The sequence below is a fragment of the Uliginosibacterium sangjuense genome (assembly GCF_059132465.1).
Genome location: NZ_CP101132.1, coordinates 1,891,855 through 1,910,511, shown reverse-complemented (window position 1 = coordinate 1,910,511; position 18,657 = coordinate 1,891,855). Strand labels below are relative to the sequence as shown.

Below are 18,657 nucleotides of genomic sequence, written 5' to 3'. Positions count from 1 at the left end.
AATAACTTAGACGACAGACCGCACGTTCGTCGTCAGGCGTTCAAGTTTGCACACCGAGCGCAACTGACATTTTTCGTCACTCACCTGTCGAACAAGGGCAGATTCCGGCATGAAGAGCTGCGCGTTAGCATGTGCCCTGCACTGCATACACACAAAGGAGGCAAGCATGCAGAGAACTCTGGTGTTGACCGCGATTGGTGATGATCGGCCCGGCTTGGTGGAGGAACTGGCGCGCACGATCAGCGGCCAGGGCGGAAACTGGTTGGAGTCGAGCATGTCGCGCTTGGGCGGCAAGTTTGCCGGCATCGTGCGGGTGGAGATTGCGGACGAGAAACTGAGGACGCTGCAAGCCGCGCTGGACGCCTTCGCGCCCTTACAGATCGTGCATGGCACCAGTCAGACCGTCGTCGCAGGCGCGGCCGGTCGCCGCTTCATCCTCAATCTGATGGGACACGACCGGGTGGGGATCGTGCGCGAGGTCAGTCAAGTCCTGACCCGACACGCGCTCAATGTAGAAAGCCTGCACACCTATACCTCGACAGCCCCGATGTCAGGCGAGACGCTGTTCCACGCAGAGGCCGAGCTGCAAACCGGCCCGGACCTGGATGAGGTGCAACTCCAGCGGGATCTGGAAGCCTTGTCTGCTGAACTGGTCGTGGATATCAAGCTTGAGGACGCGTCGGCCTGAGCCCAGCGCATTGGAGGGTCGGCGGGCGGCTGTTATCATCGGCCAGTGCGCTGCACAAACACTTTTGAATCAGGAAAGTAGCAACAAGCATGGCCATTTTTTCCTTGGGTAAACGGGTCCCTGTGCTGGGCGAAGGGGTGTGGATCGCGGAGAACGCCACGGTGGCGGGGTCCGTCACGCTGGGGGACAAGGTCAGCGTGTGGTTCGGCGCGGTCGTGCGCGGCGACAATGATCCGATCACGATTGGCAAGCACACCAACATCCAGGACGGTTCGGTGCTACATACCGACGACGGCGTACCGCTGACCATTGGCGACAATGTGACGGTGGGGCACATGGCCATGCTGCATGGCTGCACCATCGGCGACAACACGCTGATCGGTATCAATGCGGTGGTGCTCAACGGTGCGGTGGTGGGCAAGAACTGCCTGATCGGCGCCAAGGCACTGGTGGCCGAGAACAAGGTCATACCCGACCGCTCCCTGGTGGTTGGCACACCCGGCCGGATCATCCGTGAGCTGACCGATGAGGAAGTGGCACGACTGCAGGCCAGTGCCGATACCTATATCGCGCACGCCGAGGAATATCAGGTCGATCTCAAGAAGATCGGCTGATGATTGCCCTGATCCAGCGCGTCAGCGAGGCGGCCGTGCATGTGGACGGCGAGTCGGTGGGCCAGATCGGTCGCGGCCTGCTCGCACTGATTGGTGTGCAGCGTGAAGACGACGAGGCCAGCGCGGCCCGCCTGCTCGATAAGATGCTGGCCTATCGCGTCTTTCCCGACGACGAAGCACGCATGAACCGTTCATTGAGCGACATTGGCGGCGGTTTGCTGCTGGTCTCGCAATTCACACTGGCGGCCGACACCAAGAAAGGTAGCCGTCCTGGTTTCTCCACGGCCGCCGCGCCTGCGCGCGCCGAAGCACTCTACGACCACCTCGTCGGGCTGGCACGCGCCAAGCATGCCGATGTCGCCACAGGCCGCTTCGCGGCCGACATGAAGGTCAGCTTGGTCAATGACGGGCCGGTCACATTCTGGCTGGAGACCTGATGGTGAAGCACAAGGGGTTCGCGCGCCTGCTGGTCGCCACGGTTGGCGGCTTGCTGGCCGCCTGCTCGACGACACCGCCAGCCCCGCCCCCGAGCCCTGCCCCCGCTCGACCCGAGGCAAGGTTTCGGCTGGAAGAGCAACAAGCTGCCAACGAGATCGTGCTGTATGCGATGGGCCTGCTCGATACCGGCTACCAGTTCGGCGGTCGCAACCCGGAGGCCGGCCTGGACTGCAGCGGCATGGTGAGCCTGGTCGTGGAGAAGGTCACCGGCCGCCGCCTGCCGCACAACGCGGCGCAGATCGCCGGCCTGACACGGGAGATTCCGCGCCAGGAACTCCGCCCCGCCGACCTGGTGTTCTTCAACACCAATGGCAAGCCTTACTCACACATGGGCATCTATCTTGGCAAGGGGAAGTTCGTACACGCGCCCTCCTCCAAAGGTCGGGTACGTGTGGAGAGCATGGAGAGCAGTTACTTCGCCAGCCGCTTCACCGGCGCACGCAGCTTGTTTTGAGGCGCGACAAACGGGGGACGGACACCCAGCCTACCTGGCTGGCGCACCTTCCGGAATCTGGATGAATTTCTCGCCCGGCTTGATCAGGCCGTGGTCGAAACGCGCCCGCTCCTCGATGGCGTCATAGCCCGACTTGAGATCCTGCACCTGGGCGCTGTTGCCAGCATTGCGCTGCTCCAGCTTGCGGTTGTCTTCCTTCAGCGTGGCGAGTTGTTTCTCGGCTTGTTGCACAGAGAGATAGCCGCCCTTTCCGAACCACAGCGGATACTGAAGAAGCAGCAGGAGAACCAGGAAGATCAGCGCAGGCCAGCGCATCGGCGATGTCGGGAGCAGAAACAAAAAGGGCGCGCCAGTTGGCGCGCCCAGATTGTACCTGCTGCCTAATTACTTCAGGCGCAGGTTGTAGAAGGCACGGCGGCCCGGGTAGATCGCGGTGTCGCCCAGGTCTTCCTCGATGCGCAGAATCTGGTTGTACTTGGCCACACGATCCGAACGCGACAGGGAACCCGTCTTGATCTGACCGGCGGACAGGCCCACGGCGATGTCGGCGATGGTGCTGTCTTCGGTTTCGCCCGAACGGTGCGAGATCACGGCGGTGTAACCGGCGCGCTTGGCCATCTCGACGGCAGCGAAGGTCTCGGTCAGGGTACCGATCTGGTTCACCTTGATCAGGATGGAGTTGCAGATGCCCTTGTCGATGCCTTCTTGCAGGATTTTGGTGTTGGTCACGAACAGGTCGTCACCCACCAGCTGGATGCGCTTGCCCAGCGCGTCGGTCAGCAGTTTCCAGCCGTCCCAGTCTTGTTCTGCCATGCCGTCTTCGATGGTGACGATCGGGTACTTGTCGACCAGGCCAGTCAGGAAATCGACGTTCTGGGCCGAGGTCAGCGACAGCTTCTCGCCGTGCATCTCGTACTTGCCGTCCTTGTAGTACTCGGAGGCGGCGCAGTCCAGGCCCAGCACCACGTCGGTACCGGCTTCGTAGCCGGCGGCGGCGATGGCTTCCATGATCAGGTCCAGGGCCTCGGTCGCGCCGGACACGTTGGGCGCGAAACCGCCCTCGTCACCCACGGTCGTGGGGTAACCCTTCTTGTCGACGATCTTCTTCAGGTTATGGAAGATCTCGGCGCCGCAACGCAGGGCTTCGCGGAAGCTCTTGGCGCCGACCGGCAGCACCATGCATTCCTGGAAGTCCAGGCTGTTGTTGGCGTGCGCGCCGCCGTTGATGACGTTCATCATCGGCACCGGCAGTTGCATCTGGCCCGAACCGCCAAAGTAACGGTACAGCGGCAGGCCGGCTTCTTCAGCGGCGGCCTTGGCCACGGCCATCGACACGGCCAGCATGGCGTTGGCGCCCAGACGGCTCTTGTTGTCGGTGCCATCCAGCTCGATCATGGTCTTGTCGATGAAGGCCTGCTCTTCGGCATCCAGGCCGATCAGGGCTTCACAGATCTCGGTGTTGACGTTCTCGACGGCCTTCAGCACGCCCTTGCCCAGGTAGCGAGCCTTGTCGCCATCACGCAGTTCGATGGCTTCGCGCGAACCGGTGGACGCGCCCGAGGGCACGGCGGCACGGCCCATGACGCCGGATTCCAGCAGCACGTCGGCTTCAACAGTGGGATTGCCGCGGGAGTCCAGAATCTCGCGGGCAATGACGTCAACGATTGCACTCATGTCCAATTTCCTTATTGGGTGAAGAGATGACAGGGGATGTCGGCGACTGCTGCAGGGGACGGCCGCAGGCGCAAAAAAACCTGCGAATTCTATGCTGGGCGCCCTCTTTCGTGTTGATCCGACGCAGACAAACCCTTATGAAACGACCACTTCGGTGTCCTCGATGTCGCCGAAACGCAGTTGCGCCACCGTCCCCAGCATGGCCAGCAACTCCAGGTGGGCGGGATGATCGAAGTAGCGGTGCAAGGCGGCCTTGGAATCGAAGCGCGCAACCAGTACGTAATCATAGGCTTCGCTATCCGGGGTGACATTGAAACCGCAATGCCATTCCCGGATTTCCTCGATCTTGCCTGGCAAGGCCAGCATGGCCTCGTGGAAACGCCGGCCGGCCTCGCTGTCGGCGGTGACGCCCTCAAACAGCTTGAACAGCACGGCGTGGGTGATCATGCTCAGAGACTCAGTTCAGCCAGCCCTGCGCGCTTGACCACAGCATCCAGGTCGCGCAGCGTGGCCAGCAACTCCTTCATGCGCGGCAGCGGCCAGGCGTTCGGTCCGTCCGACATCGCCACCGCCGGGTTCGGGTGGGTCTCCATGAACACGCCGGCCACGCCCGCCGCGATGGCGGCACGCGCCAGCACCGGCACATGCTCGCGCTGGCCACCGCTCTTGTCGCCCTGCCCACCCGGCAACTGGACCGAATGGGTGGCATCGAACACGACCGGGCAGCCGGTCTCGCGCATGATCGCCAGGCTACGCATATCGGACACGAGGTTGTTGTAGCCGAAGGAAGCGCCGCGCTCGCACACCATGATGGTGTCGGCACCGCCATTGGCTTCCTTGGCCTTCAGCACGACCTGCTTCATGTCGCCCGGTGCCAGGAACTGGCCCTTCTTGATGTTCACCGGCTTGCCCGAGGCGGCCACGGCGTGGATGAAATCGGTCTGACGGCACAGGAAGGCCGGGGTCTGCAGCACGTCGACAGCGGCGGCGGCATCGGCAATATCGTCTTCGCCATGCACATCGGTGAGCACCGGTACGCCGATCTTCTCGCGCACCTCCTTGAGGATCGCCAGGCCGTTGTCGCGGCCCGGGCCGCGGAAGCTCTTGCCCGAGCTGCGGTTGGCCTTGTCGAAGGAGGACTTGTAGATGAAGGGGATGCCCAGCGCGGCAGCAATCTCCTTGAGCTCAGCCGCCGTCTCCATGGCCATCTCGCGCGACTCGATCACGCAGGGGCCGGCGATCAGGAAGAAGGGTTTGTCCAGTCCGACTTCGAATCCACACAGTTTCATCGTTCAGCGGCCTTTCTGTTGGCGGTAGGCCAGCGCTGCCTTGACATAGGCAATGAACAGCGGGTGGCCATTTCGGGGATTGGAGGTGAACTCCGGGTGGAACTGCACGCCCACGAACCAGGGGTGGGCGCTCTCACCTTCCTGCGGCAGCTCCATCATTTCCGGCAGGTTCTCGTTGGGCGTACGGGCACTGATGATCAGGCCGGCCGCTTCCAGCTTGGGCACATAGGTGTTGTTCACCTCGTAGCGATGGCGGTGACGCTCGTTGACCTGGGCGCCGTAAATCGACTCCGCCAGGGTGCCGGCCTTGATCGGGCAGCGCTGCGCGCCCAGGCGCATGGTGCCGCCCAGGTCAGAGCTCTCACTACGCTTCTCGACGCGCCCTTCGCGGTCCAGCCATTCGGTAATCAGCGCTACCACGGGGTGCGGCGTGTCCTGCTCGAACTCGGTACTGTTGGCGCCTTCCAGGCCGGCCACGTGGCGCGCGAACTCGATGGTCGCCAACTGCATGCCCAGGCAGATGCCCAGGTAGGGAATCTTGTTCTCGCGGGCGTAGCGGATCGATGCGATCTTGCCCTCGGTGCCGCGCTTGCCGAAGCCGCCCGGCACCAGGATCGCGTCCATGCCCTTGAGCGCAGCGCAGCCATTGCGCTCGATCTCTTCCGAGTCAAGGTAATGAATGTTCACGCGGCTCTCGGTATGCAGGCCGGCGTGCTTCAGGGCCTCGATCAGCGATTTGTAGGACTCGGTCAGGTCGACATACTTGCCGACGAAGGCAATCTCGACGTGGTGCTTGGGGTTCTCCAGCGAATGGACCAGCTTTTCCCAGATCGACAGGTCGGCCGCGCGGGCCAGGATCGCCAGTTTGTGACAGACGATCTCGTCGATCATCTGGTCATGCAGCATGCTGGGGATCTTGTAGATCGAGTCGGCGTCCATCACCTCGATGACGGCTTCCGGCATCACATTGCAGAACAACGCGATCTTGCGCCGCTCTTCCATCGGAATCGGGCGATCGCAACGGCACAGCAGCAGATCGGGCTGGATGCCGATCTCGCGCAGGTCCTTGACGGAGTGTTGCGTGGGCTTGGTCTTCAGTTCGCCGGCGGTGGCGATGTAGGGCAGCAGCGTGAGGTGCACGAAGCAGGTGTTGTTGCGCCCTTCTTCAATGCCCATCTGGCGGATGGCCTCCAGGAAGGGCAGCGACTCGATGTCGCCCACCGTGCCGCCAACCTCGACGATGGCCACGTCGGCGCCCTCTGCGCCACGCTTGATCGACAGCTTGATCTCGTCGGTGATGTGCGGGATCACCTGTACGGTCTTGCCCAGGTATTCGCCGCGGCGCTCCTTGCGGATCACCGAGTCGTAGATCTGACCGGTCGTGAAGTTGTTGCGCTTGGACATCTTGGCGCTGGTGAAGCGCTCATAGTGACCAAGATCGAGGTCGGTCTCCGCGCCGTCGTCGGTCACGAAGACCTCGCCGTGCTGGAAGGGGCTCATCGTGCCCGGATCGACGTTGATGTAGGGGTCAAGCTTGAGGTGGGTGACGCGGATGCCTCGGGATTCGAGGATGGCCCCCAGAGATGCCGCCGCGATGCCTTTGCCCAATGAGGACACGACACCGCCCGTGACGAATACGTACTTGGTCATGGAAATACAGGTGCGGGGAAATGCGAATGATACAGCAGCCGGGAGGGGGGCTCAAATCCGGCTGCCCGCGCGGCCACGGAAAGCCGTCGTCCGGAGACGCGCCATCCTCACCGGCCCGCACTTCAGCTTGCCCCAAAAGGGGCCGTTACTCCCTACGGGTGATTTGGCGGCATACTTCCGCAAAAACCATGGCGCGGGCAGGCCCGCGACCCGACAGGAGGAGCGCAATGAACAAGCGGCGGCAATGCATCGCCGGCATTCTCTGGCTATTCAGCCAGTGCGTGGCGGGAGGCGCCTGGGCGGACCAGCTCGACGACATCCTGGCCAGCCGCAAACTGCGGGTGGCGATCATCAATGGCCTGCCCCACTTCAGCTACCAGCATCCCCAGCAGGGCTTCGTGGGTTCCGACGTGGAAACCGCCCGCCTGCTCGCCAAGGATCTCGGGGTCGCGGTCGAGTTCGTTCAGGTCCCCAACGCCGAGCGCATCGACGCCCTGCTTGGAAGGCGCGCCGACCTGGTGATCTCGGCACTGTCGATCACGCCGGCACGTGAGCAGGTGATCTCCTTCTCCCTGCCCTACTCGCAGATCGCCCTGGTCGTCGCCGCGCCGCGCGCCATCAGCATCTACAGCTACCAGGACCTGACCGACAAGCGCGTCGGCGTGGGCAGCAAGACATCCAACGGCGAGTTGCTGAAGATGCGCGCACCGGGCGCCAGGCTGGTGGAGTATGCCGACGAGCAGAGCCTGCTCGACGCCTACGTCAAGGGGGATTTCGACATCGTGTCGATGCAGCGTGCGGACATTGAAGTGATCAACCGCCGCACCCCGGCACGCAGCCTGGAGGAAAAGTTCGTCCAGCAGGAGTTCGACATCGGCATGGGCATTCTCAAGGACGAACGCCGCTTGCGCAGCCGCATCAACACCTGGATCTCGAGCCGGCTGGCCGATGGCAGTCTGAACGACATCTTCCGGCGCTATCACGGTCGCGACCTGCCCGAGAGCGTGCTGCCCCGGACGCTGACGCCAAAGGGATAGGAGCCGTGGATATTGTCCGCAGCCGCTGGCGGGAACGACAGGCACGACCCGTGGCGATGGCGGTCGCACTTCTGCGGCAGTGGGGTGCCTGGCTGACCTGCCTGGGCCTGCTGGCCCCTGCGGCGCAGGCCGACCGCCTGGAGGACATCCGCAGCGCCGGACGCATCCGCATCGCCATCGCGGGCGCCGTGCCGCCTTTCAATGCCTTCAACGCGGCGGGTCAGGCGAGTGGCTCGGATTTCGATACCGCCACCTTGTTGGCGCGAGACCTCATGGTGCGCCTCGAGATCGTGCGCGTGTCCAACGCCGACCGTGTGAAGGCCCTGCTGGACAAGCGGGCCGACCTCGTGATCTCGGCCCTGTCCATCACGCCCGAACGCGAACGCCAGATCGCCTTCTCCGTGCCCTATGCCCGCCTCGCAACCTACATCGCGGCCCCCGCCAAGACGCCGGTTTCCTCGATGCTCGACCTCAACGGCAAGCGGATCGGCGTGCTCGCCAACAGCTCGAACCAGGCCCACCTGCTCAGTGCAGCGCCGGGCGCACATGTCGTGCCCTACGAGGACCATGATCACCTGAGTGCGGGCTACCTGGCGGGAGAGTACGAGATCGTCTCGGCCCCCGACTCGGCGATCCAGGCCACCAATGCGCTGCGCCCCAGGCACGCCTTGGTCGTCCAGTTCCACCAATCCGATTTCGATATCGCCATCGGCTTCAACCATGGCGAAAAGGGGCTGCGCGAATGGATCAACGCCTGGGTGGTAAACAACCTGCACAACGGGCGGCTGGACGAGACTTTCCGCAAGCACCATGGCCATGGATTGCCGCCGGGCATCCTGCCGGCACCCTCGCCGACCCGGAGGTCACCATGACACCACCACGCGCCGCCCGCCCCCGCCTGTATCGCACCCTCGTCCTGGCGTTGCTGCTGGTGGCGGGGGGATCGCTCGTGTCCGCCGCCTGGGCCGCCGACGCACCCAAGCGATTGCTTCGCTCGGCCGACGTACACCCGGAGGACTACCCGACGGTACAGGCCGTGCTCGCCCTGGGCCAGACCCTGCGCCAGCGCACCGGCGGCCGCCTGGGCATCCAGGTCTTCCACTCTGGCCTGCTGGGCGACGAGGCGCCCTTGCTCGACCTGGTGCAGGCCGGCAAGCTGGACATGAACCGGATCAGCGTGCAGGCGCTGGAGTCGCGGACCAGCCTGGCGCACGTGCTGAGCCTGCCCTACCTGTTCCGCAACACCGAACACCTGCACAAGGTGATCGATGGCCCCATCGGCCAGGAGATTCTCGATTCGCTGGAGCCCAGCGGCCTGATCGGCCTCGCCTTCTATGACGCGGGCGTGCGCAACGTCTATAGCGCGCGCAAGCCCATCGAACGGCTGGATGACTTCCGCAACCTGAACATGCGCGTCCAGCCTTCCACCATGGCGACCGCCTACTTCACCGCCCTGCTCGCCAAGCCGATCGCCCTGCCCTATGCGCAGACCGGGCGTGCGCTCAACAACCGCATCGTGGAGGCGGCCGAGAACAATCTGCCGTCCTATGGCAGCAGCGAGCACTACCGCGCCGCGCCGTACTACACCCTGACTCGCCACTTCATCCAGCCCGATGTGCTGGTCATTTCGCGCGAGACCTGGAAGTCGCTCAGCCCGGCGGACCAGGCCGCGTTGCGCGCGAGCGCACGCGCCTCGGTGACGGTGATGCGCGACATGTGGCAACAACGCGAGGAGCGGGTCGAGGCCTCGCTCAAGCTCGCGGGCGTGCGCTTCAACGAGTTGCCGCCGGCCGAGCTGGCCCGGCTGCAGCAGGCCGCCCAGGCCATCTACGCCCGCTTTGCGTCCGACCCCCGCCAGCAGGACCTCATCAAGCGCATCCGCGCCGTGCAATGAAGCTGCCACTCCCCCGCCAGATCACCGACCGCCTGCATCAATGGCTGGATCGCACCCCCATCCACCAGCGCCTGCGCTACCTGGTGCTGCTCAACGTAGGGGGCCTGCTGCTCCTGCTGCTGCTCAACGTCGCTGGCGGGGTGCTGCGCGACCGCTACTTCAACGCCATCGAAAGGCTCAATGCCGAGCAACGCGAGCTGCGCCATTTCGTGACCGAGACGGCGCGCCTACAGGCGAGCATCCGCGAGTACCTGAGCGCGCCCAACGACGACCTGACAGGCTCGATCGACCAGGCCACCGCGCTGCTGTTCCTCGATCTGAGCAAGATGGAGGAAGCCGGCAGCGACTACGCCGAGAGCCTGGGCGTGCTGCGCAACTCGCTGCAGACATTCGTGGGCGGCTACCGCGAGCTCAAGCAGATCAACAAGGAGATCGACTTCATCTACCAGACCGAGCTGCTGGAACCCAGCAAGCGCTCGGCTGAACTGCTCGCCCTGGTCATTGGCGGCAACACGCAGAACCCGCGCAAGTCACTGCTCGACCCGGCCTCGCTGTCGCTGATCAATGCCTTCGTCGATTCGCTGCTGAAGATGAACGCCTACTACGCCAACCGCGAGACCAATGTGAGCCTGTCCACGCGTGCCTCGCTCGAACGCGTGGCGATGCTGGCACCGGTGCTGCGCGAGCTGGCGCCGGGCGAACTGGAGCGCAAGTCGCTGAGCCTGCTGGAGTCGCGCGTGTATTCCATGATCTCCGGCCTGGGCAGCCTGCAACGGGCCTCGTCCAACCGCGCCCAGATCATGGAGCGCAAGATCGAGGCCAGTCAGCGCGCCATCGCCCAGGCGGCCGGCGCGCTGGACAAGCGCTACACCCGCATCGAGGAAGAGCTGCGGCAGCGCCACGGGCGCCAGTTGCACATCCTGAATGCCTCCATCTACCTCGTCGGCGCCCTCGTCGTGGCGCTGGCCTTCTTGTTCGGCGCCCTCATCGCGCGCTCCATCCGCCACCCCCTGAGCAGCTTGATGGGCACGGTGGGCGCCTTCTCGGCGGGCGACTTCGAGCACCCTATCCCCGAGGTCGGCAGCAACGAGTTCGGCCAGCTCGCCGGTGCCCTGCGCGAACTGCGCCACAGCGCGATCGAGCGCCATCGCGCCGAATTCGCGCTGCGCGCCAACGAGGCCCGTTTCCGCGCCCTGTCCGACATGTCCAGCGACCTGTTCTGGCGCCAGGATGCCGAGCATCGCTTCGTCTCCTTCTCCGGCACCCGCGCCACCGAACTCATGGAAGCCGGCCTGCTGCGGGTCGGCGAACGCCCCTGGGACAATCCGCGGATGTGCCCCGAAAGCGGCGACTGGGACACCCATCGCGCCACCCAGGAGGCACAGCGCCCCTTCCGCGACCTTGAGGTGGCACTCCAGACTGACGGCAACACTCTCGCCCACCTGCTGGTCAATGGCGACCCCCTGTTCGACCAGGAAGGCGGCTTCCTCGGCTACCACGGCACGGCCAAGGACATCACGACCCAGAAGGCGGCCGAGTCCGAGATCCGCCAGCTCAACGCGAGCCTGGAGCAACGCGTGCATCAGCGCACGGCCGAATTGCAGGCGACCAACGAACAGCTCTCGCAGGCCATGGAACAACTGGTGCAGAACGAGAAACTGGTATCGCTGGGCAACCTGGTGGCGGGCGTGGCGCACGAGTTGAACACTCCCCTGGGCAATGCGCTGGTGGCCACCACCTCACTGCGCGATCACGTCAACCAGGTACAGCAGGCCATTGCCGACGGCCAGTTGCGCAAGTCCTTGTTCGAGACCTTCCTCGGCCAGTGCGCCGAAGGCTGCCAGATCATCGAGCGCAACACCCAGCGCGCCGCCACCCTGGTCGCCAGCTTCAAGCAGGTCGCGGTCGACCAGACCAGTGCCCAGCGCCGCCGCTTCGGCCTGCGCCAGACGATCGGCGAGGTGGTCGCCGCGCTCGCGCCCACGCTGCGCAAGCAGCAGCTCTCGATCACCCTGGACATCCCGGACGACCTGGAGATGGACAGCTACCCCGGCCCGCTGGACCAGGTGATCACCAACCTCGTCTCCAACGCCGCCCTGCACGCCTACGAGGACGAGGAACGCGGCGACCTGCTGATTTCGGCCGCCCGCCTCAATGAGCAGGAGATCATGCTGATGCTCTCCGACAACGGGCGCGGCATCCCGCTCGAACGCCAGGGCCGCGTGTTCGACCCCTTCTTCACCACGCGCCTGGGCCAGGGCGGCACGGGCCTGGGGCTCTACATCGTCTACAACATCGTCACCAACCTTCTGGGCGGACACATCCAGCTCGTCAGCGCGGAAGGCGCCGGCACCTGCTTCATCCTGCGTCTGCCGCGCGTGGCACCGGGCCACGAGCTGGCCGGGCTGGCCGCGCCGATGTCGGTCGGGCACGCGCCACCGTCGCAGCAATAGCAGGTACTAGGGTCTGTTCACAATTACTCCGCCGGTTGCGCTGGCGGTGAATGGCACGCAGATCAAGGCGCCGCGACAACGCAATGCCGTCAGCCTTGCTAGGAGCGGCAACGCCGAGATGCGTGCCATTCACCCCCAGCCCTTCGGGTGGTTCGCTGCGGCCGTCCAGCTGCGTTGCGCTCGTCGCCAAGGGCACCACCCTTGGTTTCCTCGCGGCGCCTGGCTGGAACGACCGCAGCGAACCACGCAATCCGGCGCGGTAAATGTGAACAGACCCTAGCATGGAAGAGTGATCGCACGCCGGGCCCGCGGGTTTCCCCGGGCGGCAGGCGCGCTCAGCGACCGTGGGTCAGGTAGCCCTGCAGTCGCGTCTCGATGATGCGGGGATTGTCGCCATGGGCAATGCCGACCAGGCCGTCGAGCACCATCTCGCGCACCGCCACGAGGTGCATGATGCAGGCCTGCAGCTTCTTGGCCACCGGCAGGAAGATGAGGTTGGCCGAGCCCACGCCGTAGATCGTGGCGACGAAGGCCACGGCAATGCCGGCGCCCAGCTTGCTCGGGTCCGACAGGTTCTCCATCACGTGGATCAGGCCCATCACCGCGCCCAGGATGCCGATGGTGGGCGCATAGCCGCCCGCCGCCTCCCAGATCTTGGAGGCCTGCTTCAGCTCGGCCTCCCAGATCGAGATCTCGACTTCCATCACCTCGCGGATACGGTCCGGTTCGACGCCATCGACCAGCAACTGCAAACCCTTCTGCATGTAGGGGTCGCGCAACTGGTCAAGCTTGGCCTCCAGTGCCAGCAGGCCTTCCTTGCGCGCCGCGCTGCTCCAGCTCACGATCTGCGCGATCAGCTCGCGCGAGGGCGGATGCGGCGGCTGGAATACCCAGGCGATCATGGTGACGCCGCGCTTGAAGGTGGCCAGGGGGCTCTGCAACATGACGGCACCGATGGTGCCCCCCATCACGATCAGGAAGGCCGTGGGCTGGATCAGCGAGGAGATGTGCCCCCCCTCCAGCACCTGCCCGACGATGATGGCCAGTATCCCGAGAAGGAGGCCGGCGATGCTGATCAGGTCCATGGCGTCGCGGGATGTCCGGCCTCAGGTTGCGGCGCGGCGGCCGCGCTTGCCGGCAGCCTGGCTGCTTTCACGTCCGCTGGCGATGCGCGAGCGCAGACGCGCGATCGCCTGGCTGTGCAACTGGCACACGCGGGATTCAGATACCCCCATGACCTCGCCGATCTCGCGCAGGTTCAGATCCTCTTCGTAGTACAGACCCATGACCATCTTCTCGCGCTCCGGCAGATCCTCGATCGCCATCACCAGGGTGTGGCGCATGTCCGAATCGAGCAGCAGTTCCAGCGGATCATTGTTCTCGCCCACCATGTGGCGTTCGAGGAAATCATCCTCGTCGTCCTCGCCGAAATCCTCGAAGTAGACGAGCTGGTAGCCGCGCGCTTCCTGCAGCATCTTCTGGTAATCGGCCAGCGTCATGCCCAGCGACTCGGCCAGCTCGCGTTCGGTCGGCTGGCGTCCGTGCTGTTGTTCGAGCGAATGGACGGCTGTTTCAATACGGCGCATCTCGCGCCGCAGGCTGCGCGGCAACCAGTCGTTCTCGCGCAGGCCGTCGAGCATGGCGCCGCGGATGCGCTGCACGGCGTAAGTCTCGAACTGCGCACCCAGGCCTTCCTCGTAGCGCGTGATCGCATCGAGCAGGCCCAGCATGCCGTTCTGGATGATGTCTTCCACCTGCACGCTGGCCGGCAGCTTGGCCATCAGGTGGTAGGCGATTCGCTTGACCAGGGGCGCATAGCGCGTGATCAACTGGTCTTTGTCGAGTGTTCCGGCGGCGTTGTACATCTTTGTCTCTCGTCAGCGTCCTGTCGGTCCGGCCATGAAGCACATTGTCCCGCCATCCGCATCATGCAAGGCTCCGAAAAGAGCCAGCATGTGCCGCATTTTCACTCAAATCGCGTGCTTCAGGCCATCAGACCCCGCCAAGCCCCGCCAGGCCCGCGCAGTGACCGCCTCGCGCGACAGGCGCAGCAGGCGGTCGATGAAGAGTTCCGACAGTTCGCGCGCGCCCGGCTCAGCCTGCATGCCGAAGGCCTCGCCGACGCTGCGCACCGGTTGCATCACCACGCCCAGTTGCCGTAGCACGGCCCCCTGCAGGTTGTTGAGCAGGCTGCGCCCTTCCGGCGTGACGGGGCCGGCCAAGGCCAGCCCGACCGACAAGGTATCGGCACCTGCGGCACATCTCTTGAGCGTGGCGTAGGCCTCGGTCATGGCCTTGGGATGGGCATCGACCACCACCAGCAGGCGCGGCGCAGCCAGCGCCAGGGGCGACAGGCCCTGCATGCCGGCGGTACGCGCCAGCACGATCCATTCGTCGGTCATCGGCTGCAGGGCACGCAGGCGCTCCGCCGCACGCTGCAGGAGGATGCGTTCGCCCTCCAGTGCCCCCAGCAACTGGGCTACCGGACTCAGGAAGACCTCCGGGCAGATTTCGCCCAGGCATTGCACCAACTCCACTTCACCGCGCACTGCCCGCAACAGGTCGTGGCAGCCCTGGATACCCAGGCTGTCGGCCAGCGAGCCGCTGGTGGCGGACTCGTCCAGGGCCAGCACACGCCGCCCGGCACGACCACGCTGCACGATCTGGCGTGCCGTCCAGGTGAAGGCCCCCGCCCCGCACGGCACCACGCACAGGACTTCGGGCGGGGCCTGGCGGAACAAGCGACGCAGGCCGCTGGCCTGGTCATGACTCCAGTTCGTCACAGGGCGCCTCCGGCGGAAGCGGCGCGTCCCGGGCGCGTGGTGCCGGCCATCAGCAGGCCGGCATCCGACTGGTCGAGCTTGTAGGGCGAGTCCTGGGCAATTTCGCGCAGCGCGCGATGGATCAGGTAGGCGCGATTGGGCAGGTGCAGATCTTCCGGCACGCGCTGACCGTTGGCGATGTAGAACACCGACAACTCGTTGCGCATCGCCACGTCCAGCGCCGGAGCCAGCGAAGCGGCCTCGTCGACCTTGCTCAGCACGCAGCCGGCGAGATCCTGCCCTTCGTAGGCGCGCATCACATCGTCCAGCGTGCTGCCCTGCGCGGTGGCGTTGAGCACCAGCAGGCGCTTGATGTTGCCGGCCGCGGTGAGCATCGAGGCCTGTTCGACCACCATGCGGTCGCGCTGGCTCATGCCCACGGTGTCGATCAGCACCATGTGCTTGCCGCGTAGTTCCTGCAGGGTCTGACGCAGATCGGAGGCATCCCTCACCACGTACACCTGCACGCCCAGGATGCGCCCATAAATGCGCAGTTGCTCATGCGCGCCGATCCGGTAACCGTCGGTGGTGATCAGGGCCAGCTTGTCGGCACCGTGGCGCACCACGCAACGCGCGGCGAGCTTGGCCGTGGTGGTGGTCTTGCCCACGCCGGTGGGGCCGACCAGGGCGTAGACGCCACCACGGTCGATGATGTCGGTGTCGGTGGACAAGGTGCGCAGGTTGCGCGCCAGCGCGTCGCGCACATGCTTGCGGGCTTCGTCCAGCGAGGCCTCGGGGCGCAGCTGTTCGGTCAGACTGCGGGTGAGCTGGGACGAAAAGCCGACCTCCAGCAGCTCGCTCATGAGCTGGGTGCGCGCCGGAGCCTGGCGGGTGATCTCGCTCCATGCGAAGCCGGCCAGTTGGCGTTCCAGCAGGCCCTTGATCGAGGCCAGCTCGTCCATCAAACGGGCATTGGTGGCTTCCAGGGCCTGCACCTTGGCCTCGGCCGCCGGGTCTTGCGCCTGGAGGTGTTGCTCCACCATCCGCTCGACGGGGCGGGCCGACTGGCGCGGCACGGCGACGGCCTCCAGCGGCTCGCCATAGCTATTGACGCGCGGCGGGTTGAAGGGGCGCACCACCTGTGCCGGCGCGGCGGCGTGCGCAGCAGGCTGGCTGCGCGTGCTGCGCAGGCCGCCCTGGGCGCCGTCGCGCGTGGCGTGTTCGCGCGCCGCGCGGGCCAGGTGCTGCCCCAGGGTCAGGGTGTAGTCGTCGTCATGCTCGCTGACGGCCCGACGTTGCGGAGCGGCAGGATTTGCCGGTGCGGCAGCCATGACCGCCGGAGCGGCAGCTTGCGCCGCCGGCGTGCGCGCCTGGCGCACCGTGGCCGACAGCTCGCCCATCTGTTCGGCGGGGATCGCGACGATCTCCACCTGGTCGCCGAGCGCGCGGTTGGATAGCACGATGGCATCCGCCCCGAGTTCCATCTTGACCTGGGCGAGCGCCTCGCGGGCCGTCTTGCCGACATACTTGCGGACATTGACCATGATTAACCTCCAACGACGGCCGTGACGCGGATGGTGCGCGTTTCGGGCACTTCAGAATGCGCGATGACGCGCAGATTCGGGATCGTCCGGCGCAAGAAGCGCGCCAGCAACCAGCGTAGATTGTTCGGGACCAGCAACACGGCGGGCAGGCCCAGGTCTTCCTGTTTCTGCGAGGACGCTGCGGTCTGGCGCAGCAATGCGTCGGCCAGACCGGGTTCGATGGCGCCGCCCTCGCCGCCTCCGCTGGCGATGGCCTGTTGCAGCAAACGCTCCAGGTTCGGGTCGAGCGCCATGACCTGAAGGTCGCCCGGGCCGGGGAACAGGCCTTGCACGATGGCGCGGCCCAGCGCGATCCGGGTGCGGGCGGCCAGCTCCATCGGGTCCTGGGTGCGCGGTGCATGCTCCGCCAGGCTTTCGACGATGGTGCGCATGTCGCGGATGTTGACGCCCTCTTCCAGCAGGTACTGCAGCACGCGTTGCAAGCTGTGCAGCGGCAGGGTCTTGGGCACCAGATCCTCGACAAGCTTGGGCGAATCCTTGGCAATGTGGTCGAGCAGTTGCTGCGTTTCCTGGCGACCGAGCAGATCGGACGCGTGACTCATGATCACATGGTTGATGTGCGTGGCCACCACGGTGCTGGCATCGACCACGGTGTAGCCCAGGGCATGTGCCTGGTCGCGCAGGTTGGCGTCGATCCAGGTGGCGGGCAGGCCAAAAGCCGGATCCTTGGTCTGGGCGCCGGGCAGCACGCCGGCCACGCGCCCGGGGTTGATCGCCAGGAACTGACCGGGATAGGCCTCGCCATGACCGATATCCACGCCCTTGAGCGTGATGCGGTAGGCGTTCGGGCGCAGCTCCAGGTTGTCGCGGATGTGCACCGGGGCGGCGAGGAAGCCGATGTCCTGCGCAAACTTCTTGCGCAGGCCGCGGATGCGGCGCAACAGTTCGCCGTCCTGCGACTTGTCGACCATGGGGATCAGGCGATAGCCCACTTCCAGGCCCAGGACGTCGACAGGCGCGACATCGTTCCAGCTCGCCTCCTGCGATTCGGCGGCGGCCGGCGGGGCCACCGGCTTGGCGGTCTCGCCCTCCTCCGCCTCGGCCATCTGCTTCTTGTTGAGCATCCAGGCGAGCGCACCGAACAGGCCCGCCAGCAGCAGGAAAACAAGGTTGGGCATGCCCGGGATCATGCCCAACAAGCCCAGGATGGCGGCCGTCAACACCATGACGGTAGGGTTCGCGAAGAGCTGGCCGACCACTTGGCCACCGATGTCGCCCTCGTCGCCCACACGCGACACCACCAGGCCGGCTGCCACCGAGATGATCAGCGCCGGCAACTGCGCGACCAGACCGTCACCGATGGTCAGCAGGGTGTAGTTGTTGATCGCACGGCCAAACTCCATCTCGTGCTGGACCACGCCCACGATCAAACCGCCCACCACGTTGATCAGCAGGATCAGGATGCCGGCCACCGCGTCACCGCGCACGAACTTCGAGGCACCGTCCATAGCACCGTAGAAGTCCGACTCCTGCGCGATCTCCTTGCGGCGGCGCTTGGCTTCCTTGTCGTCGATGAGGCCGGCGTTGAGGTCGGCGTCGATGGCCATCTGCTTGCCGGGCATCGCGTCCAGGGTGAAGCGTGCGCCCACTTCGGCGATGCGGCCGGCACCCTTGGTGATCACGACGAAGTTGATGACCGTGAGGATCACGAACACCACCACGCCGACCGCCGTATTGCCACCGACCAGGAAGTGGCCGAAGGCCTCGATCACCTTGCCGGCCGCATCCGGCCCGGTGTGGCCTTCGAGCAGCACGATCCGGGTGGAGGCCACGTTCAGCGACAGGCGCAGCAGCGTGGTGATCAGCAACACCGTGGGGAAGACCGAGAAGTCCAGCGGCTTGCGGGAGTACATCGCCACCAGCAGCACGATCATCGAGATCGCGATGTTGAAGGTGAAGAACACATCGAGCAGAAAAGCCGGCAGCGGCAGCACCATCATCGACAGCACCAGCAGCACCAGGATCGGTGCCGCGAGCTGGCGGATGTTGCCCGGCGAGAAGAGCTGCTTGAGGTCGAGTGCGTTGGCCTGGGCCATGACG

At 65.3% G+C, this 18,657-nt stretch carries 18 protein-coding genes; 8 read left to right on the top strand and 10 right to left on the bottom strand.

The features are described 5' to 3' along the window. The first annotated feature begins 166 nt into the window (after positions 1–166). The 4 genes from NMB43_RS08750 (at position 167) to NMB43_RS08735 (ending at position 2,254) form a co-directional block, all read left to right on the top strand. Positions 167–688, top strand: a complete 522-nt coding sequence (locus NMB43_RS08750) for a glycine cleavage system transcriptional repressor (protein ID WP_494351770.1) — start codon at positions 167–169, stop codon at positions 686–688. Between the two features lie 89 nt (positions 689–777). Next, positions 778–1,302 (top strand): gamma carbonic anhydrase family protein, encoded by a 525-nt coding sequence (locus NMB43_RS08745; RefSeq protein WP_494351769.1) that lies wholly within the window; start codon positions 778–780, stop codon positions 1,300–1,302. Beyond that, complete coding sequence (gene dtd, locus NMB43_RS08740; RefSeq protein ID WP_494351768.1) at positions 1,302–1,739, top strand: D-aminoacyl-tRNA deacylase; 438 nt, start codon at positions 1,302–1,304, stop codon at positions 1,737–1,739. The genes NMB43_RS08745 and dtd overlap by 1 nt, the downstream gene beginning before the upstream one ends. Beyond that, positions 1,739–2,254: a C40 family peptidase gene (locus NMB43_RS08735; RefSeq protein ID WP_494351767.1), complete on the top strand. Its 516-nt coding sequence runs from the start codon at positions 1,739–1,741 to the stop codon at positions 2,252–2,254. The genes dtd and NMB43_RS08735 overlap by 1 nt, the downstream gene beginning before the upstream one ends. Before the next feature lie 30 nt (positions 2,255–2,284). On the opposite strand, the gene ftsB is transcribed toward NMB43_RS08735, so the two are convergent. The 5 genes from ftsB to pyrG form a co-directional block, all read right to left on the bottom strand. Next, positions 2,285–2,569, bottom strand: coding sequence for a cell division protein FtsB (gene ftsB / locus NMB43_RS08730; protein ID WP_494351766.1), 285 nt, complete (start codon positions 2,567–2,569; stop codon positions 2,285–2,287). 69 nt (positions 2,570–2,638) lie between these two features. After that, the gene (gene eno, locus NMB43_RS08725) at positions 2,639–3,928 is read right to left on the bottom strand and encodes a phosphopyruvate hydratase (protein WP_494351765.1); all 1,290 of its coding nucleotides are present in this window, start codon (positions 3,926–3,928) and stop codon (positions 2,639–2,641) included. A 135-nt stretch (positions 3,929–4,063) separates the two neighbouring features. Further along, positions 4,064–4,375, bottom strand: coding sequence for a Dabb family protein (locus tag NMB43_RS08720; RefSeq protein WP_494351764.1), 312 nt, complete (start codon positions 4,373–4,375; stop codon positions 4,064–4,066). A gap of 2 nt (positions 4,376–4,377) precedes the next feature. Continuing rightward, positions 4,378–5,217, bottom strand: coding sequence for a 3-deoxy-8-phosphooctulonate synthase (kdsA, locus tag NMB43_RS08715; RefSeq protein WP_494351763.1), 840 nt, complete (start codon positions 5,215–5,217; stop codon positions 4,378–4,380). 3 nt (positions 5,218–5,220) lie between these two features. After that, positions 5,221–6,867, bottom strand: a complete 1,647-nt coding sequence (gene pyrG, locus NMB43_RS08710; protein WP_494351762.1) for a CTP synthase — start codon at positions 6,865–6,867, stop codon at positions 5,221–5,223. 227 nt (positions 6,868–7,094) lie between these two features. Here pyrG and NMB43_RS08705 point away from each other — a divergent pair, with 227 nt between their 5' ends. Genes NMB43_RS08705 through NMB43_RS08690 form a run of 4 tightly spaced genes read left to right on the top strand, consistent with a single transcriptional unit; the run spans position 7,095 to position 12,251 of the window. Beyond that, the gene (locus NMB43_RS08705) at positions 7,095–7,904 is read left to right on the top strand and encodes a transporter substrate-binding domain-containing protein (protein WP_494351761.1); all 810 of its coding nucleotides are present in this window, start codon (positions 7,095–7,097) and stop codon (positions 7,902–7,904) included. Positions 7,905–7,960: 56 nt separating this feature from the next. After that, positions 7,961–8,776, top strand: a complete 816-nt coding sequence (locus NMB43_RS08700) for a transporter substrate-binding domain-containing protein (RefSeq protein ID WP_494351760.1) — start codon at positions 7,961–7,963, stop codon at positions 8,774–8,776. Further along, entirely contained in the window at positions 8,773–9,798 is a 1,026-nt protein-coding gene (gene dctP / locus NMB43_RS08695; protein ID WP_494351759.1) for a TRAP transporter substrate-binding protein DctP, read from the top strand. Before NMB43_RS08700 ends, dctP begins: the two co-directional genes overlap by 4 nt. Continuing rightward, positions 9,795–12,251 carry an ATP-binding protein gene (locus tag NMB43_RS08690; protein ID WP_494351758.1) on the top strand — a complete coding sequence of 819 codons (2,457 nt, stop codon included), beginning with the start codon at positions 9,795–9,797 and terminating at the stop codon, positions 12,249–12,251. Before dctP ends, NMB43_RS08690 begins: the two co-directional genes overlap by 4 nt. A 335-nt stretch (positions 12,252–12,586) precedes the next feature. Here NMB43_RS08690 and NMB43_RS08685 read toward each other — a convergent pair whose 3' ends face one another. The 5 genes from NMB43_RS08685 to flhA all read right to left on the bottom strand — a co-directional run bounded on the left by NMB43_RS08685 (position 12,587) and on the right by flhA (position 18,653). Continuing rightward, positions 12,587–13,336, bottom strand: a complete 750-nt coding sequence (locus tag NMB43_RS08685; RefSeq protein ID WP_494351757.1) for a flagellar motor protein — start codon at positions 13,334–13,336, stop codon at positions 12,587–12,589. Between the two features lie 21 nt (positions 13,337–13,357). Further along, a complete protein-coding gene (locus tag NMB43_RS08680) occupies positions 13,358–14,116 on the bottom strand; it encodes an RNA polymerase sigma factor FliA (protein ID WP_494351756.1) in 759 nt (252 codons plus the stop codon). A gap of 105 nt (positions 14,117–14,221) precedes the next feature. Then, positions 14,222–15,034 (bottom strand): MinD/ParA family ATP-binding protein, encoded by an 813-nt coding sequence (locus NMB43_RS08675; protein WP_494351755.1) that lies wholly within the window; start codon positions 15,032–15,034, stop codon positions 14,222–14,224. Then, a complete protein-coding gene (flhF, locus tag NMB43_RS08670) occupies positions 15,031–16,557 on the bottom strand; it encodes a flagellar biosynthesis GTPase FlhF (protein ID WP_494351754.1) in 1,527 nt (508 codons plus the stop codon). Before flhF ends, NMB43_RS08675 begins: the two co-directional genes overlap by 4 nt. Before the next feature lie 2 nt (positions 16,558–16,559). Beyond that, positions 16,560–18,653, bottom strand: coding sequence for a flagellar biosynthesis protein FlhA (flhA, locus tag NMB43_RS08665; RefSeq protein WP_494351753.1), 2,094 nt, complete (start codon positions 18,651–18,653; stop codon positions 16,560–16,562). Positions 18,654–18,657 lie beyond the last annotated feature (4 nt).

Bases quoted from the DNA above. Each gene is read 5' to 3' on its own strand.
- NMB43_RS08750 (WP_494351770.1), top strand. From the start codon at position 167: ATGCAGAGAACTCTGGTGTTGACCGCGATTGGTGATGATCGGCCCGGC.
- NMB43_RS08745 (WP_494351769.1), top strand. From the start codon at position 778: ATGGCCATTTTTTCCTTGGGTAAACGGGTCCCTGTGCTGGGCGAAGGG.
- dtd (WP_494351768.1), top strand. From the start codon at position 1,302: ATGATTGCCCTGATCCAGCGCGTCAGCGAGGCGGCCGTGCATGTGGAC.
- NMB43_RS08735 (WP_494351767.1), top strand. From the start codon at position 1,739: ATGGTGAAGCACAAGGGGTTCGCGCGCCTGCTGGTCGCCACGGTTGGC.
- ftsB (WP_494351766.1), bottom strand. From the start codon at position 2,569: ATGCGCTGGCCTGCGCTGATCTTCCTGGTTCTCCTGCTGCTTCTTCAG.
- eno (WP_494351765.1), bottom strand. From the start codon at position 3,928: ATGAGTGCAATCGTTGACGTCATTGCCCGCGAGATTCTGGACTCCCGC.
- NMB43_RS08720 (WP_494351764.1), bottom strand. From the start codon at position 4,375: ATGATCACCCACGCCGTGCTGTTCAAGCTGTTTGAGGGCGTCACCGCC.
- kdsA (WP_494351763.1), bottom strand. From the start codon at position 5,217: ATGAAACTGTGTGGATTCGAAGTCGGACTGGACAAACCCTTCTTCCTG.
- pyrG (WP_494351762.1), bottom strand. From the start codon at position 6,867: ATGACCAAGTACGTATTCGTCACGGGCGGTGTCGTGTCCTCATTGGGC.
- NMB43_RS08705 (WP_494351761.1), top strand. From the start codon at position 7,095: ATGAACAAGCGGCGGCAATGCATCGCCGGCATTCTCTGGCTATTCAGC.
- NMB43_RS08700 (WP_494351760.1), top strand. From the start codon at position 7,961: ATGGCGGTCGCACTTCTGCGGCAGTGGGGTGCCTGGCTGACCTGCCTG.
- dctP (WP_494351759.1), top strand. From the start codon at position 8,773: ATGACACCACCACGCGCCGCCCGCCCCCGCCTGTATCGCACCCTCGTC.
- NMB43_RS08690 (WP_494351758.1), top strand. From the start codon at position 9,795: ATGAAGCTGCCACTCCCCCGCCAGATCACCGACCGCCTGCATCAATGG.
- NMB43_RS08685 (WP_494351757.1), bottom strand. From the start codon at position 13,336: ATGGACCTGATCAGCATCGCCGGCCTCCTTCTCGGGATACTGGCCATC.
- NMB43_RS08680 (WP_494351756.1), bottom strand. From the start codon at position 14,116: ATGTACAACGCCGCCGGAACACTCGACAAAGACCAGTTGATCACGCGC.
- flhF (WP_494351754.1), bottom strand. From the start codon at position 16,557: ATGGTCAATGTCCGCAAGTATGTCGGCAAGACGGCCCGCGAGGCGCTC.
- flhA (WP_494351753.1), bottom strand. From the start codon at position 18,653: ATGGCCCAGGCCAACGCACTCGACCTCAAGCAGCTCTTCTCGCCGGGC.